Origin of the sequence: Streptomyces sp. NPDC007189 (genome assembly GCF_040703635.1) — a bacterium.
GTDB lineage: Bacteria > Actinomycetota > Actinomycetes > Streptomycetales > Streptomycetaceae > Streptomyces.
The window spans coordinates 63,848-78,628 of the sequence record NZ_JBEYEY010000002.1 but is presented as its reverse complement, the minus strand read 5'-3'; the positions used below and the strand labels follow the sequence as shown (position 1 = coordinate 78,628).

The window sequence follows — 14,781 nt, the reverse complement described above, 5'->3', positions numbered from 1 at the left end:
CTCAAGGGGGATGTGAGTACGCATGGCCAATTTCTCGAAGCCGCACGTGCCGCAGTTCGCGATGGACGTGTACCAGAACGAGTACCTGCCGGAGGGCGGGCGCGAGGTCAACGCGATCGTCACGGTGACGGCCACCGGCGGGGGCACGATCGGCAGCGCCGCCTCCCACCTGTACCCGAAGGGGCACAGCCCGTCCGCCGCGGTGGCGGTCATGGTGGACTGCTCCGGTTCCATGGACTACCCGCCGACGAAGATGCGGGGGGCCCGGGACGCCACGGCCGCCGCGATCGACGCGCTGCGCGACGGCACGCACTTCGCGGTGATCGGCGGCACGCACGTGGCCAAGGAGGTATACCCGGGCGGCGGGCGGCTCGCGGTCGCCGACGCCACCACCCGGGAGCAGGCCAAGCAGGCGCTGCGCGGGCTCGGCGCGGGCGGCGGCACGGCCATCGGCACCTGGCTGCGGCTCGCCGACCGGCTGCTGAACTCGGCGGACGTCACCATCCGGCACGGCATCCTGCTCACCGACGGCCGCAACGAACACGAGTCGCCCCAGGACCTCAAGGCGGCGCTGGACGCGTGCGCCGGCCGGTTCACCTGCGACGCGCGGGGCGTGGGCACCGACTGGGAAGTGAAAGAAGTCACAGGGATCGCCTCGGCGCTGCTCGGCACCGCGGACATCGTCGCCGACCCGGCCCATCTCGCCGCCGACTTCACGGCGATGATGGAGACGGCGATGGGCAAGGAGGTCGCGGACGTCTCCCTCAGGGTGTGGACGCCGGTCGGCACGGCGATCCGGTTCGTCAAGCAAGTCGCGCCCACCGTCGAGGACTTGACCGACCGCCGCACCGAGGCCGGGCCGCGCGCCGGGGACTATCCGACCGGGTCCTGGGGCGACGAGTCCCGCGACTACCACCTGTGCGTCCAGGTGCCGACGGCCGGCCTGGGCCAGGAGATGCTGGCCGCGCGCGTGTCGCTGGTGGTGCCGCAACCGGACGGATCGGTACAGAACCTCGGCGCGCAGGGGCTCGTACGAGCCGTGTGGACCGACGACATGGTGGCCTCCACCTCGATCAATCCCCAAGTCGCCCACTACACCGGGCAGGCCGAACTGGCACAGGTCATCCAGCAAGGGCTCAGTCTGCGCAAAGCGGGCGATTTCGATGGCGCAACGGCCAAACTGGGACGCGCGGTTCAGCTCGCCAGCGCCTCCGGGAACGCCGATACTGCGAAACTGCTTGCGAAGGTGGTGGACGTCGTCGACGCCGCGACAGGTACTGTGCGGTTGAAGACGAAGGTCGCGGAGGCGGACGAGATGACTCTGGAGACCCGGTCCACAAAGACTGTTCGTGTAAAGAAGTGACCCTGGAAGCGTAGGAGAAGGGGAAGCGCCGACATGCCGACCTGCCCGAACGGACACCAGTCGGGTTCCGACGACTGGTGCGAGGTCTGCGGTCACCGCATGGCCGGTGCCGTACCTCCGCCCCCGCCGCCCCCGCCCCCGGGCGGTTACGGCTTCCCGCCGCCCTCCGGCCCGAGCGGCCCCGGCGGCCAGGCCGGCGCGCGCCCGCCGGCCTCCTCGGCCCCGGAGCCCGAGCTGTGCCCGCAGTGCCGTACGCCCCGCGAGGGCGGCGCGCCGTTCTGCGAGGAGTGCCGGTGGAACTTCCTGACCAACACGGCCACCTCGTACACCCCGGCCGCGCCGCGCCCGCCGCAGCCGCGGTTCCAGCCGCCGAGCGCGACGTACGGCGGCAATGACGGGTACGAGTACCAGGGCTCGCGGCCCTCGCAGATGAACCGTCCCGCCGAGCCGATCCCGTCCTTCGGCAGCGAGCCCTCGGGCCCGACCCCCTTCGGCGACCCCGACCGCGGCCCCTCCGGCCCCCCGACCTCACCGGGCCCGCCCGGTTTCGGCGGGGGTCAGGGGCAGGGTCTCGGCCAGGGGCCTGGCGGCCCGGGTGGGCCAGGCGATCCGTCCGGTTTCGGTGGACGTCCGGGGCAGGGTCCCGGCCAGGGGTCCGGCGGTCCGTCCGGTTTCGGCCAGGGGTCCGGTGGCCCGGGTGGGCCAGGCGACCCGTCCGGCTTCGGTGGACGACCCGGGCAGGGTCCCGGCCAGGGGCCCGGCGGCCCGGGTGGGCCCGGCGACCCGTCCGGCTTCGGTGGACGACCGGGGCAGGGTCCCGGCCAGGGGCCCGGCGGCCCGGGTGGGCCCGGCGGTCCGGGTGGGCCCGGCGGTCCTTCCGGCTTCGGTGGTGGTCCCGGCCAGGGATCGGGCGGTCCCGGCGGGCCGTCCGGCTTCGGCGGCCCGGGTCAGGGGCAGGGGCCCGGTGGTCCTGCCGGTCCGCCGCCGTTCGGGCGCGAGCCGTCGGGTCCGGGTGGCCCCTTCGGCCGTGAGGGCTCCGGCCCCGGTGGACCTGGCGGGCCCGGTCCCTCCGGGTTCGGCGGCGACCCCGCGCGTCCCGTTCCACCGCCGCCCGGTCCCGGCGGTGCCCCGCAGGCCTTCCAGCAGTCCGCGCCGCCCGCGCCGCCCGCGTTCCCGCGCGAGACCGGCCGGCCCGGCGGTCCGCCCTCCGGCGGCCCCTCGTTCGGCGGCGGTGACGACGACTGGGTGATCTCCCCGCCGTCGTCCGGCGGCCCCGGCGCCGGTCAGGGCGGCGGGTACGGCTATCCGCAGCCCGGCGCCACGCAGGCCCCGCCCGGACCCGGCGGGTTCCCGCAGCAGCGGGCCACCTGGACGGCGACCATCGGCCCGGACCGCGAGTACTTCATGGCGATGATGCAGCGCTCGGGCCCCGAGGCCGCGGGCCTGAACCTGCCCGCGTACTCGCCGGAGCAGCAGCGCGCGCTCAGCGGCAACCAGGTCACCATCGGCCGCCGCCGGCACTCCACCGGCGACACCCCCGACATCGACCTGTCCGTGCCGCCGGAGGACCCGGGCGTCTCGCACCAGCACGCGGTGCTGGTGCAGCAGCCGGACGGCAGCTGGGCGGTCGTCGACCAGAACTCGACCAACGGCACCACCGTCAACATGTCCGACGAGCCGATCCAGCCGTTCGTGCCGGTTCCGCTGCAGGACGGCGACCGGGTGCACGTGGGCGCCTGGACGACGATCACCATCCGGCGCGGCTAGCCGGAGCCGGGGCGGCGGCAGGAGTCAGGGCAGGGGCCAGGCGTACGGCCCCTCCGGCTCGTCCAGCCACGCCCAGACGTGCTCGCCGCCGACCGTGACGCCGTACCGGTCGCGCTCCGGCATGCCCTCGCGCTCCCACAGCGCGTAGGCCTCCTGCGGATCGAGGGCGCCCCGGGTCAGCGCGAGCAGGAAGCGGAACGACTCCTGCTCGCGCGCCCCGCCCGGCAGCCCGGCGAGCGAGACCCCGTCCGGCGCCCTGCGGCACTCGCCGCGCAGCGGCACGAAGTAGGCGGCCCTGGGCAGGAAACGGCCCTCGCCCCCGGTCGCGCCCCGCACCGTCAGCGCGAGCAGGCCGGTGGCCAGCGGGGCGAGGATCCGGCCGCCGGGGCGGCACTGGGCGAGCCAGGCGCGCGGGACCGTGGACAGCTCGCAGGTGGCGATGATCCGGTCGAAGGGGGCGCGTTCGGGCACCCCGCGCGTGCCGTCGCCGGTGACGACGGCCGGGTGGTGGCCGGCCGCGGCGAGGTGCTGCCGGGCCGATTCGGTGATCTCCGGTTCCAGGTCGACGGTGGTGACGAGGCCGTCGTCGCCGAGCCGGTGGGCGAGCAGGGCCGCGTTGTAGCCGGTGCCCGCGCCCACCTCCAGGACCCGGGCGCCGTCTGCGACCTCCAGCGCGACCAGCATCCGCGCCATCAGGGAGGGCTGACTGCTGGAGGAGACCAGCTCCCCGTCGCGCAGCCGGGTGACCAGCGGCACGTCCTCGTAGGCGCCGCGCACCCAGCGGGCGCGGGCCTCCGGATCGGGGCTCTCGCCCCAGCGGCGCTCGTAACCGCGCGGACCGGGGACGTAGTAGTACGGCACGAACAGATGCCGGGGCACCGCCTGGAACGCCTCCCGCCACACCGGGTCCCCGGACCAGGCCTCCTCGGCGTCGATCTCCCGCACCAGTGCGGCCCGCGCGGCGGCGGCCAGACGCTCGGTCTCGGTGTCATAGGGGCGCATGGCTCCACAGTAGGGGCGGACCGGCCCCGCGGGTCCGAGCCTTCAGGACTCGCTCACCGGGTCTGAGACCATGGGGAGCGTGAATGAGATTCGGCGCGGCACGCTTCAGGAGAAGACCTTCTACGAGCAGGTCGGCGGGGAGGAGACCTTCCGCCGGCTCGTCCACCGTTTCTACCAGGGAGTCGCCGAGGACCCGTTCCTGCGGGCGATGTACCCGGAGGAGGACCTGGGCCCGGCCGAGGAGCGGCTGACGCTGTTCCTGATGCAGTACTGGGGCGGCCCCACCACCTACAGCGACAACCGCGGCCATCCCCGGCTGCGGATGCGGCACGCCCCGTTCAAGGTGGACCGGGCGGCCCATGACGCGTGGCTGCGGCACATGCGGGTGGCGGTCGAGGAGCTCGGCCTGTCCGAGGAGCACGAGACGACGCTGTGGAACTACCTGACGTACGCCGCCGCGTCGATGGTCAACACCCCGGACTGACCGGCCCCCGCTGAATTTCGGATTCCGGTCGCACGGAGCCGTATTCCGGTCACGATCTGGTGTAGACCGCTCGACAACCGCTTACCCGGAGCCGGTCCGGTCTGTCAGCATCGCCCGAAGGTCGGGTACCGACGGACACTCACGGGGGCCGGGTGACGGGGCTTGTCTTCGCACGCGCGCGTGCGCACCGGCTGCTGCTGGGCGCCGCGGTGCTCACCGTCGTGCTGACCACGGCCGTGCTGGCGACCCTCACCGCGTACTCGGCGGCGATCGGCGACGCCGCGCTCCGCCATGAGCTGGCCGATCCCCGCAACGCGGCCGACACCGCGCTGATCGTCAAGGCCGACGTGCCGCCGGACCGGCGCGCCGCCGCCGACGCCGCCGTCCGCGCCGCCGCCCGGAAGACCTTCGACGGGCTGCCGGTCACGCTCAGGACCCTGCGCCGCTCCGGCCCCTACGCGCTGCCCCGCTCGCTGCAGCCGCCCGCGGCCCGGTCCGGCGACCCGGACCTGACCTACCTCGCCGCGCTGGACCGCACCCAGCTGCGGCTGACCGAGGGCCGCCTCCCGCGCCGTACCGGGGGCGCGGTCGAGGTCGCGCTCCCGCAGTCCGCGGCCCGGTCGCTGCGCCTGCGCCCCGGGGACCGGCTCACCCTGCCCGACCGGCTGGGCGGCCCGGCGGTGCGGGTGCGGATCACCGGGCTGTACCGCCCGGTCTCGGTGACGGCGCCGTACTGGCGGCTGGACGACCTGATGGGCCGCGGCGCCAAGCAGGCCGGCTTCACCACGTACGGCCCGCTGCTCGCCGACGCCTCCGTCCTCACCGGCGGCCGGGTCAGCGCCGGCGCCACCGCGTGGCTCGCGTCGGCGGACTTCTCGGCGATGACGACCGGGCGGACCGGCCGGCTGCGCGCGGCGGCCCGGACGGGCAGCGCGGGCCTGCGCGAGCCCGCCACCCTGCCCGGTACGACGATGGCGCAGACCTCGCTGCCGGACGTGCTGGACCGGATCGACCGCTCGCTGCTCGTCGCCCGCTCCACGCTTCTGATCGTCACCCTGCTGCTGGTCCTGCTCGCCGGGTACGCGCTGCTGCTGGTGGCCCGGCTGCTGAGCACCGAACGGGCCGACGAGACCCGGCTGTTGCGGGCTCGCGGCGCCTCCCGGGCCCGGCTCGCCGCCCTCGCCGGCGCCGAGGCGCTGCTGCTGGCGCTGCCCGCCGCCGTCTGCGCGCCGCCGCTGTCCGGCCCGCTCACCGCGCTGCTCGCCGGGCACGGCCCGCTGGCCCGCCTCGGCCTGCGGCTCGACCTGCCGCCGGCCGGCCGCCCGGCCGTCTGGCTGGTCGCGGCCGCGGCGGCGCTGGGCTGCGCGCTGGCGGTGACGGTACCGGCGGTGGCGGGCGCCGGGGAGTGGGACCGAGGGGACCGGTCGCAGTCCTTCCTGACGCGCAGGCCCCAGCGGGTGCGCCGCCGCGGCGCCGCCCTGCCCGCGCCCCTGCGGGCCGGCGCCGACCTGGGTCTGCTCGCCGTCGCCGGGGCGGCCTACTGGCAGTTGGGACGGCAGGGGTCGGGCGGTGTGGCCGCCGACCGGTCCGGGGCGCTCGGGGTCGATCCGCTGCTGGTGGCCGCGCCCGCGCTGGCGCTGCTCGCCGGGACCGTGCTCACGCTGCGGCTGCTGCCGCCGGTGGCGCGGTTCGCCGAGCGGTGGGCGACGGGCGGGCGCGGGCTGCCGGCGGCGCTGGCCGGCTGGCAGTTCAGCCGGCGCACCGCGCGCGGCGCGGGCCCGGTGCTGCTGCTGGTCCTCGCCGTCGCGCTCGGCATGCTCGCGATCGGGCAGGCCGCGTCCTGGGGCCGCTCGCAGGACGACCAGGCCGACTTCCGCGCCGGGGTGCCAGTGCGGGTGGTGTCCGCCGGGGAGGGCGGGCTCGGCCGCACCGACCAGTACGCGCGGCTGCCGCACGTGCGCACGGCGGCCCCGGCGTTCCGGTTCTCCCAGCCGCTGTCCGGCGACCGTACGGCGACCGTGCTGGCGCTGGACACCGCTCGCGCGGCGGACGCGCTGCTGATGCGCCCCGACCTGGCCGACGAGCCGGTGCGGCCGCTGCTCGCCGGGCTCGCCCCGCGGGGCTCCCTGGCCGGGACCCGGGTGCCCGCGGGCACCGCCCGGCTCAAGCTGCCGGCGACCCTGCGCAGTTCGGCCGGGCCCGGCCTGGTCACCGACGTGACGGTGACGCTGGCGGACCGGTACGGGGTGCCGTACCGGCTGCCGTTCGGGCTGCTTCCCGCCGACGGCCGTCCGCACACGCTGACCGCCGACCTGAGCGCCGCGCCCGGCCCGCTCACCCTCACCGGGCTCCAGCTGATCCTGCCCCAGCCCTACGAGCAGGCCGAACACCGGCTGACTCTCGGCGACTTGACGGCAACGGGCACCGACGGAACGACCCGCGCGCCGGCGCTGCCCGACCGCTGGACGACCGCCGCGGAGTCCGGCGGCGACGACGTCGCGAGCGCGCCCACCAGCCCGACCCGCCCCCGGCTCACCGGCGCCCGCACCTTCACCTACCGCACCGGCTATCTCCCGGGGCACGACGTGTGGCGGACCGCCGTCGTCACGATCCGGCTCGACGTGCCGCAGCGGGCGCCCGCCGCGGTGCCGGCCGTGGTCACCGACCGCTACCTCGCCTCGGCCGGCGCCCGGCTCGGGCAGCGCGTCGATCTGGCGGTCGGCGACCACACGCTGCCGGTGCGGATCGTCCGCACGGTGCGCGAGCTGCCCGCGAGCGCCGACCCCACGGCCACCGGCGCCCGCGACGGCGGGGCCGTCCTGCTCGACCTGCGCACCGTGAACCAGGTGCTGCAGGCCCGCGACGGCGACAGCGCGATGCCGAACGAATGGTGGCTGGGCACCTCGCCGGGCGACGCGGCGGGGGTGGCCGCGGCGGTACGGGCGCTGCCGGACGTGGATCCCGGGCAGGTGGTGGTGCGCGACGAGATCGCCGCCGAGCTGCGCGACGACCCCTTCGGCGCGGGACCCACGGCGGCGTTCACGGCGGCGGCCGTGGTGGCGGCGGCGCTCGCGGCGGTCGGGTTCGCGGTCGGCGCGGCGGCCGCGCAGCGGGCCCGTGGCGCCGAGTTCGCCGTCCTGCGCGCGCTGGGGGCGCCCCGTCGGCAGCTGGCCCGGACGGTCGCCGCCGAACAGGCCGTCCTGGTGGGCCTCGCCGTCGCGGTGGGCCTGGGCCTGGGCACCGTGCTCGCCCGCGTGGTCCTGCCGCTGATCGTCCTCACCGGCGAGGCCACCCGCCCGGTACCACCCCTCCTGGTCCAACTCCCGCCCGGCCACGTTGCGTTGCTCCTCCTCTCGGTCGCCGCGCTTCCGCTGACGATCGCAGCCCTGCCCACCTTGCGCCGATCCGACCCGGCACGGGCACTGCGCGAGCAGGGGGGTGCGTGAGGTGGGGGGCGCCGGAAGAGGGGTGAGCCGGGCCGACTGCACGAAGAGGGGTGCCGTCGCGGATCCCCTGCCCGGCCAGCGCGCGAGGCGACGCGAGCGGTGCGGTGTGCGCGTCCGGCGGTGGCGTGCGCCCCGGTGTCCCGGGGTGAACCACCGCGTGTGGCGGGCCGGGGCCCAGAAGGCAGAAGGAGGTGGGGTGAGGTGAGTCGGCCGGGGGCGCGGGGCGTCGCGCCGTGGGTGCGGACGCGGTTGCGGGCCGCGCCCGGGGCCGCCGTCGCGCTGGCGGTGCTCGTCGCGCTGGCCGCGTGTCTGGCGGGCGCCTTCCCGCGTGCGGTGGACCGGTACGAGGACGGCGGCCTGCGGCGCGCGTTCGCGCAGGCGCGCCCCGACCACACCACCGTGCAGGTGTCCGCGCCCCAGCCCGACCTCGGCCTGCCCGCCGGGCAGCGGGCCGCGGCGATGCGCCCGCCCGCGCTGGAACGGCAGTACCGCAAGGTCCTCACCGCCGTGGACAGCCCGCTGACCGTCGACCGGACCCAGTCGGCGTACGGCGTGGCCGGCAGCGTGAGCCCGCAGGTGCAGGACCCCTTCCTGCCCCGCCCGAGCGGACTGCCCGCCCGGGTCTCGCTGTTCGCGCCGAGCGGCCTGCCCGCGCACTCCCGGGTCCGCGCCGGGCGCATGCCGCGCGCCGACCGGCCGGTGACCGCGAGCACGCCCGAGGTGGAGGCCGCCGTCACCGCCGCCACCGCCAAGAGCCTGCACATCAAGGTCGGTTCGGTCATCCATGTGCCCGCCGCCGGCCGCTCTGCGCTCGCCGTCCGGGTCACCGGCATCCTGCTCCCGCGCGACCCCGCCGGCGCCTACTGGTCGACCGTGCCACGGCTCGCCACCCCGGCCCTGGTGACACTCCCCAGCCCGACCGGGGAGCCGCCGAAGTACTGGCTCGGCACCCTCCTGCTCCCCCCGGACGCGGGACCCGCGCTGCTGGGCACGACCGCGAACCCGTTCCGCTACTGGTACCTCGCCCCCGACCCGCACACCCTGCGCGCACACGACCTCGGCCGGCTGAAATCGGCGGTGGCCGCCCTCGAAGCCGGCCCCGGCCTCCAGCGTGCCCGCGCCGTCACCGACGGCCGCACCGACGTCGGCACCGACCTCGACGAGGCCCTCGCCTCCTTCGCCGGGCTGCGCTCCGAGATCGCCCCGCTGGTCTCAGTGGCCGCCGCCGGCGCCGGCACGGTCGTCGGCGTCGTCCTGCTGATGACGGGCGGCCTGGCCGCCGACCGGCGGCGCGGCGAACTCGCCCTGCTGCGCGCCCGCGGCGCCTCCCTGCCCGCGCTCGCCGGCCGGCTGCTGGCCGAGACCGCCGTGGTCGCCGTACCGGCCGGCGCGCTCGGCCTGGCCGCGGCGCTGCTGGCGGTCCCGGCCGGCCGCACCCGGTACGCCGTGGCCGCGGCGGCCGCCGTCACTCTCCTCGCCTGCGCCGCGCTGCCGGTGCGCGCCGCCCTGGCGCACCGCGCGGTGCGGGCGACGGCCGACCGCGCGGACCTCGCGACCGTACGGCCCTCCCGGCGCCGTACGGTCGCCGAGCTGACCCTGCTCGTACTGGCCGCCGCGGCGGTCACGGCGCTCAGGCGGCGCGGCGCGAGCACCGACCAGTTGCAGGCGCTGGCCCCGGTCCTGGTCGGCGTCATCGCCGCGCTGCTGCTGCTCCGCCTCTACCCGCTGCTGCTGCGCCGCCTGGCCGGCCCGGCGGCACGGCTGCGCGGGGCGAGTGGACACCTCTCCCTCGCCCGCGCGGGCCGTACCCAGGCCTCCGCGGTGCTGCCGCTGCTGGCCCTGCTGACCGCGCTGACCACGGCGGCGTTCGGCGGCTCGGTGCTGGCGGGCGTGGCCGACGCCCGGGACCGGGCGGCGCTGCTCACCGTCGGCGCCGACGCCCGCCTGGACTCCGACACCGCGCTCCCGGTCGCCGTACCGGACCGGGTGCGGGCCGTGGCCGGGGTGCGGGAGATGACGCCGGTGAGCATCGACTACCAGGCCAAACCGATGGAGGGCCCGGGCTCGGTGCCGCTGGTGGGCGCCGATCCGGCGTCCTACGCGCCCCTGGCCTCCCGCACCGGCCTGGGCGCCTTCTCCGCCTCGGCGCTGCGGGCCCGCACGGGCACGCTGGCGGCCGTGGCCTCCCCGTCCGTCGCGTCCGAGTACGGCACCCGGCGCCCCTTCCCGGTGCTGCTGTCGGACGGCGACACGGTGACCGTGCGCATCGCGCTGGTCCGGGACACCACCCCGGCGGTGTCCGGCGGCGACTTCCTCGTGGTGAACCGGGCGGGCCTGCCCTCCTCCGCCGGCCGGCCGACGGCCCTGCTGGTGACCGGCCGGCACCTGGACGCCGGTGCGCTGCGGCGGGCCGCCGACGGCTCGGCCGACGTCCACCTGCTGGCCGAGGAGCGCGCCCGGTACGCCGACTCCCCGCTGCAGACCGGCGCCGAGCACGTGTACACGGCGGCCGTGGTCGCGGGCGCGGGCTTCGCCGTACTGGCCCTTCTCCTGGCCCTGCTCCGCGCGGCCCCGGAACGCGCCGCGCTGCTGGCCCGGCTGCGCACGATGGGCCTGACCCGGGCGGAGGGCCGCCGCCTGCTGATCCTGGAGTCCCTCCCGCAGGCCCTGCTCGCCGCGCTCGGCTCCGCCCTGACCGGCTGGGCCACCGTCCGGCTCCTCTCCCCCGGCGTCGACCTGACGGCCATCGCCCTGCCGGGCCAGTCCCCGCTGACCGAGGCCGAGCTGAAGCCGGACGCCTGGTCCCTGACGGTCCCGTCGCTCCTGGTCGTCCTGGTGACGGTGGGGATCGCGGCGCTCCAGGCGTGGTGGACGGGACGCAGGGGATCGGTGACGGAACTGAGGGCGGGGGACGCCCGATGAACGAGCGCACCCGCCCCGCCCTCGCACAGGCCACCCACTCAGGAGACCCCATGGCAACGCCCCCGAGCCTGTCCGACCTGTCGAACCGGGTCCAAGAAGCCCGGAACCAGCCCGCCTACGGCCACGACGCCCTGATCACCTGTGACCGCCTGGTCCGCATCTTCTCCACCGACGGCGTGGAGGTGCAGGCGCTGCAGGGCCTGGACCTGCTGGTCCGCGAGGGCGAGCTGATGGCCCTCGTCGGCGCCTCCGGCAGCGGCAAGTCCACGCTGATGAACATCCTCGCCGGCCTGGACACCCCCACCGCCGGTGCCGCCCGCGTCGCCGGACACGACCTGCTCGCCATGACCGCCCGGGACCGCCTGGCCTACCGCCGCACGACGGTCGGCTTCGTCTGGCAGCAGACCTCCCGCAACCTGCTCCCCTACCTCACCGCCGCCCAGAACGTCGCCCTGCCCCTCCAGCTCTCCGGCGTCCGCGCCCGCCGCCGCGACCGCGCCGAACGGGCCATGGAGCTGCTGGAGTTGCTGCAGGTGGCCGACTGCCGCGACCGCCACCCGCGGGAGATGTCCGGCGGCCAGCAGCAGCGCGTCGCGATCGCCGTGGCCCTGGCCAATGCCCCGGCGGTGCTGCTCGCCGACGAGCCCACCGGCGAACTGGACTCGGGGACCGCCGCGCAGATCTTCGACGCGTTCCGCACGGCCAACGAGACCCTCGGCACCACGATCGTGATCGTCACCCACGACCAGGCGGTGGCGGGCGAGGTCCGCCGCACGGTCGCCATCCGCGACGGCCGTACCTCCACCGAGGTGCTGCGGCGCAGCGAGATCGACGCGGCGACCGGCGACGAGAGGGTGGTGGCCCGGGAGTACGCCATGCTCGACCGCGCGGGCCGCCTCCAGCTGCCCGCCGACTACCTCCGCGCCCTGGACATGCGCGACCGCGTGGCCCTGGAACTGGAACCGGACCACATCGGGGTGTGGCCGGACGACACACGGCCGCCGCAGTGAGGGTCAGCGCACACTGACCCCGAGCGGGCCCAGACCCGCGCGCCGTACGGCGACGGACCCGTAGGGGGTGCGCAGCCTCAGCCAGCCCCCCGAGGAGTACAGCGCGGTGCCGGCCGGGTCGGCGCCCGGCCGCAGGAAGCCCAGCGACTGGGCCGCGTGCACGGCCCGGACCGGAAGCCCGGTGCCGCCGATCTCCCGGGACCAGATGTCCCGCCCGATCCGGTCCAGCTCCGCGCGGGTACGGCCGTCCGGCGCGAGCTCCTCCGTACGGGACCGGAACTCGGTGACCGCCGCCGTGACCGTCGCCCGCAACGCGTCCGGGGCGGGCAGCCCCGGCTCGACGCGCCAGCCGCCGCGCGGCGGCAGCACCCCGGCCCACGGCGGACCGGTGACCGCGGCCGGCACGGCGGCGGTGGCGGCGCGCTCGTCCACGGACTCCAGGAACTCGCCGGCGGAGACGGTCACGTCGAGGGTGGCGTCGAGCCCCTTCTCGTAGGGCTTCGCCAGCCGTACGGCGCGCACGGCCAGCACCTCGAAGGACGGCGGGCGCCCGAAGACGGCGAGCGTGGTGCCGGCCGCCTGCAGGCGCACCGCGGCTCCACGGTCGTAGTGGAGCAGCCGGGAGAGGAAGGCGGCGAGATCGGCCGCCTCCGTCTCGTCGGCCAGGTGCAGCACCGTCATGCGGCGACGGCCTCCTCGTCGTCGGCCGTGTCCCGGTACTCCTCCAGGAACGCGCGTTCCTCGGCGGTGATCCGGCGCGGCCGCTGCGCCTCGAAGTCGAACGGGACGATCACGGTGGACGCCCGCACATAGACGAGGTCGTCGTCCTTCACCTCGTAGGTGATGGTGAAGGACGCGGCCTTGATCTCGGTGACCCACAGCTCGATGTCCACCGGGTGGTGCCGGTGGACGAGCTGCCGCTTGTAGTCGATCTCATGGCGCGCCACGACCGACCCCTGCTTGAACTCCTTGTCCGGGCGGAACAGGAAGTCGATGCGGGCTTCCTCCAGGTAGCGGAGGAAGACGACGTTGTTCACGTGCCCGTACGCGTCCATGTCCGCCCAGCGCAGGGGGCAACGGTAGATGTGGCGCATCTGCTGGATCAGCCTCGGGTCAGCTTCTTGTAGGTGGCGCGGTGCGGACGCGCGGCGTCCGGGCCGAGCCGCTCGATCTTGTTCTTCTCGTACGACTCGAAGTTGCCCTCGAACCAGAACCACTTGGAGTCGCCCTCGTAGGCGAGGATGTGCGTGGCGACGCGGTCGAGGAACCACCGGTCGTGGGAGACGACCACGGCGCAGCCCGGGAACTCGAGCAGAGCGTTCTCGAGGCTGCTGAGGGTCTCGACGTCGAGGTCGTTGGTGGGCTCGTCGAGGAGCAGCAGGTTGCCGCCCTGCTTCAGGGTGAGCGCCAGGTTGAGCCGGTTGCGCTCACCGCCGGAGAGCACCCCGGCCGGCTTCTGCTGGTCCGGCCCCTTGAACCCGAACGCGGACACGTACGCCCGGCTCGGCATCTCGACCTGCCCGACGTTGATGTAGTCGAGCCCGTCGGACACGACCTCCCACAGCGTCTTCTTCGGGTCGATGTTGGCGCGGCCCTGGTCGACGTACGAGATCTTGACGGTCTCGCCGACCTTGATGTTGCCGGAGTCCGGCGTCTCGAGTCCCTGGATCATCTTGAACAGGGTGGTCTTGCCGGCGCCGTTCGGGCCGATGACACCGACGATGCCGTTGCGCGGCAGGGTGAAGCTCAGGTCCTCGACGAGGACCTTCTCGCCGAAGGCCTTGTTGAGCTTCTCGACCTCGACGACGACGTTGCCCAGGCGCGGGCCCGGCGGGATCTGGATCTCCTCGAAGTCCAGCTTCCGCATCTTCTCGGCCTCGGCGGCCATCTCCTCGTACCGCGCGAGACGGGCCTTTGACTTGGCCTGCCGCCCCTTGGCGTTGGAGCGCACCCACTCCAGCTCTTCCTTGAGCCGCTTCTGCCGCTTGGCGTCCTTCTGGCCCTCGACCTTCAGGCGGGAGGCCTTGGTCTCCAGGTAGGTGGAGTAGTTGCCCTGGTAGGGGTAGGCGCGGCCGCGGTCGAGCTCGAGGATCCACTCGGCGACGTTGTCCAGGAAGTACCGGTCGTGGGTGATCGCCACGACGGTGCCCGGGTACTTGGCGAGGTGCTGCTCCAGCCAGTTCACCGACTCGGCGTCGAGGTGGTTGGTGGGCTCGTCGAGCAGCAGCAGGTCGGGCTGCTCCAGCAGCAGCTTGCACAGCGCGACGCGGCGCTTCTCACCACCGGAGAGGTTGGTGACGGGCCAGTCGCCCGGGGGGCACCCGAGGGCGTCCATGGCCTGCTCGAGCTGGGCGTCCAGGTCCCAGGCCTCGGCGTGGTCCAGCTCCTCCTGGAGCTTGCCCATCTCCTCCAGCAGCGCGTCGGAGTAGTCGGTCGCCATCAGCTCGGCGATCTCGTTGAACCGGTCGAGCTTGCCCTTGATCTCGGCGACACCCTCCTGGACGTTCTCCAGGACGGTCTTCTCCTCGGTCAGCGGGGGCTCCTGGAGCAGGATGCCGACGCTGTAGCCCGGCGACAGGAAGGCATCGCCGTTGGACGGCTGCTCGATCCCGGCCATGATCTTCAGCACGGTCGACTTACCGGCACCGTTCGGCCCGACGACGCCGATCTTCGCTCCCGGCAGGAAGTTCAGGGTGACATCATCGAGGATCACCTTGTCGCCGTGCGCCTTGCGCGTCTTGCGCATGGTGTAAATGAACTCAGCCAAGAGAAACCGTCCGGCAGCTT

10 protein-coding genes are annotated in these 14,781 nt (G+C 75.2%); 6 read left to right on the top strand and 4 right to left on the bottom strand.

Going from position 1 to position 14,781, the window contains the following annotated elements:
* Positions 1-22: 22 nt before the first annotated feature.
* Both AB0950_RS03505 and AB0950_RS03500 read left to right on the top strand, forming a co-directional pair.
* Positions 23-1,363, top strand: coding sequence for a VWA domain-containing protein (locus tag AB0950_RS03505; RefSeq protein WP_366777704.1), 1,341 nt, complete (start codon positions 23-25; stop codon positions 1,361-1,363).
* Positions 1,364-1,396: 33 nt separating this feature from the next.
* The gene (locus tag AB0950_RS03500) at positions 1,397-3,130 is read left to right on the top strand and encodes an FHA domain-containing protein (protein ID WP_366777703.1); all 1,734 of its coding nucleotides are present in this window, start codon (positions 1,397-1,399) and stop codon (positions 3,128-3,130) included.
* Positions 3,131-3,154: 24 nt separating this feature from the next.
* On the opposite strand, the gene AB0950_RS03495 is transcribed toward AB0950_RS03500, so the two are convergent.
* Positions 3,155-4,132 carry a methyltransferase domain-containing protein gene (locus AB0950_RS03495; protein WP_366777702.1) on the bottom strand — a complete coding sequence of 326 codons (978 nt, stop codon included), beginning with the start codon at positions 4,130-4,132 and terminating at the stop codon, positions 3,155-3,157.
* A 70-nt stretch (positions 4,133-4,202) separates the two neighbouring features.
* Between AB0950_RS03495 and AB0950_RS03490 the strand changes: the two genes are divergently transcribed.
* The 4 genes from AB0950_RS03490 (at position 4,203) to AB0950_RS03475 (ending at position 11,994) form a co-directional block, all read left to right on the top strand.
* Positions 4,203-4,616 carry a globin gene (locus tag AB0950_RS03490; RefSeq protein WP_360144828.1) on the top strand — a complete coding sequence of 138 codons (414 nt, stop codon included), beginning with the start codon at positions 4,203-4,205 and terminating at the stop codon, positions 4,614-4,616.
* 152 nt (positions 4,617-4,768) lie between these two features.
* Positions 4,769-8,062: an ABC transporter permease gene (locus AB0950_RS03485; RefSeq protein ID WP_366777701.1), complete on the top strand. Its 3,294-nt coding sequence runs from the start codon at positions 4,769-4,771 to the stop codon at positions 8,060-8,062.
* Positions 8,063-8,263: 201 nt separating this feature from the next.
* Entirely contained in the window at positions 8,264-10,984 is a 2,721-nt protein-coding gene (locus AB0950_RS03480) for an FtsX-like permease family protein (protein WP_366777700.1), read from the top strand.
* 50 nt (positions 10,985-11,034) lie between these two features.
* Positions 11,035-11,994, top strand: a complete 960-nt coding sequence (locus AB0950_RS03475) for an ABC transporter ATP-binding protein (protein WP_366777699.1) — start codon at positions 11,035-11,037, stop codon at positions 11,992-11,994.
* A 3-nt stretch (positions 11,995-11,997) separates the two neighbouring features.
* Here AB0950_RS03475 and AB0950_RS03470 read toward each other — a convergent pair whose 3' ends face one another.
* From AB0950_RS03470 to ettA, 3 genes are read right to left on the bottom strand one after another with little or no spacing between them, the layout of a single operon-like run.
* A complete protein-coding gene (locus AB0950_RS03470; protein ID WP_360570709.1) occupies positions 11,998-12,675 on the bottom strand; it encodes a hypothetical protein in 678 nt (225 codons plus the stop codon).
* A complete protein-coding gene (locus AB0950_RS03465; RefSeq protein WP_360144843.1) occupies positions 12,672-13,088 on the bottom strand; it encodes a thioesterase family protein in 417 nt (138 codons plus the stop codon). The genes AB0950_RS03470 and AB0950_RS03465 overlap by 4 nt, the downstream gene beginning before the upstream one ends.
* Positions 13,089-13,096: 8 nt before the next feature.
* Entirely contained in the window at positions 13,097-14,761 is a 1,665-nt protein-coding gene (ettA, locus tag AB0950_RS03460) for an energy-dependent translational throttle protein EttA (RefSeq protein ID WP_360144846.1), read from the bottom strand.
* Between the last annotated feature and the right edge of the window lie 20 nt (positions 14,762-14,781).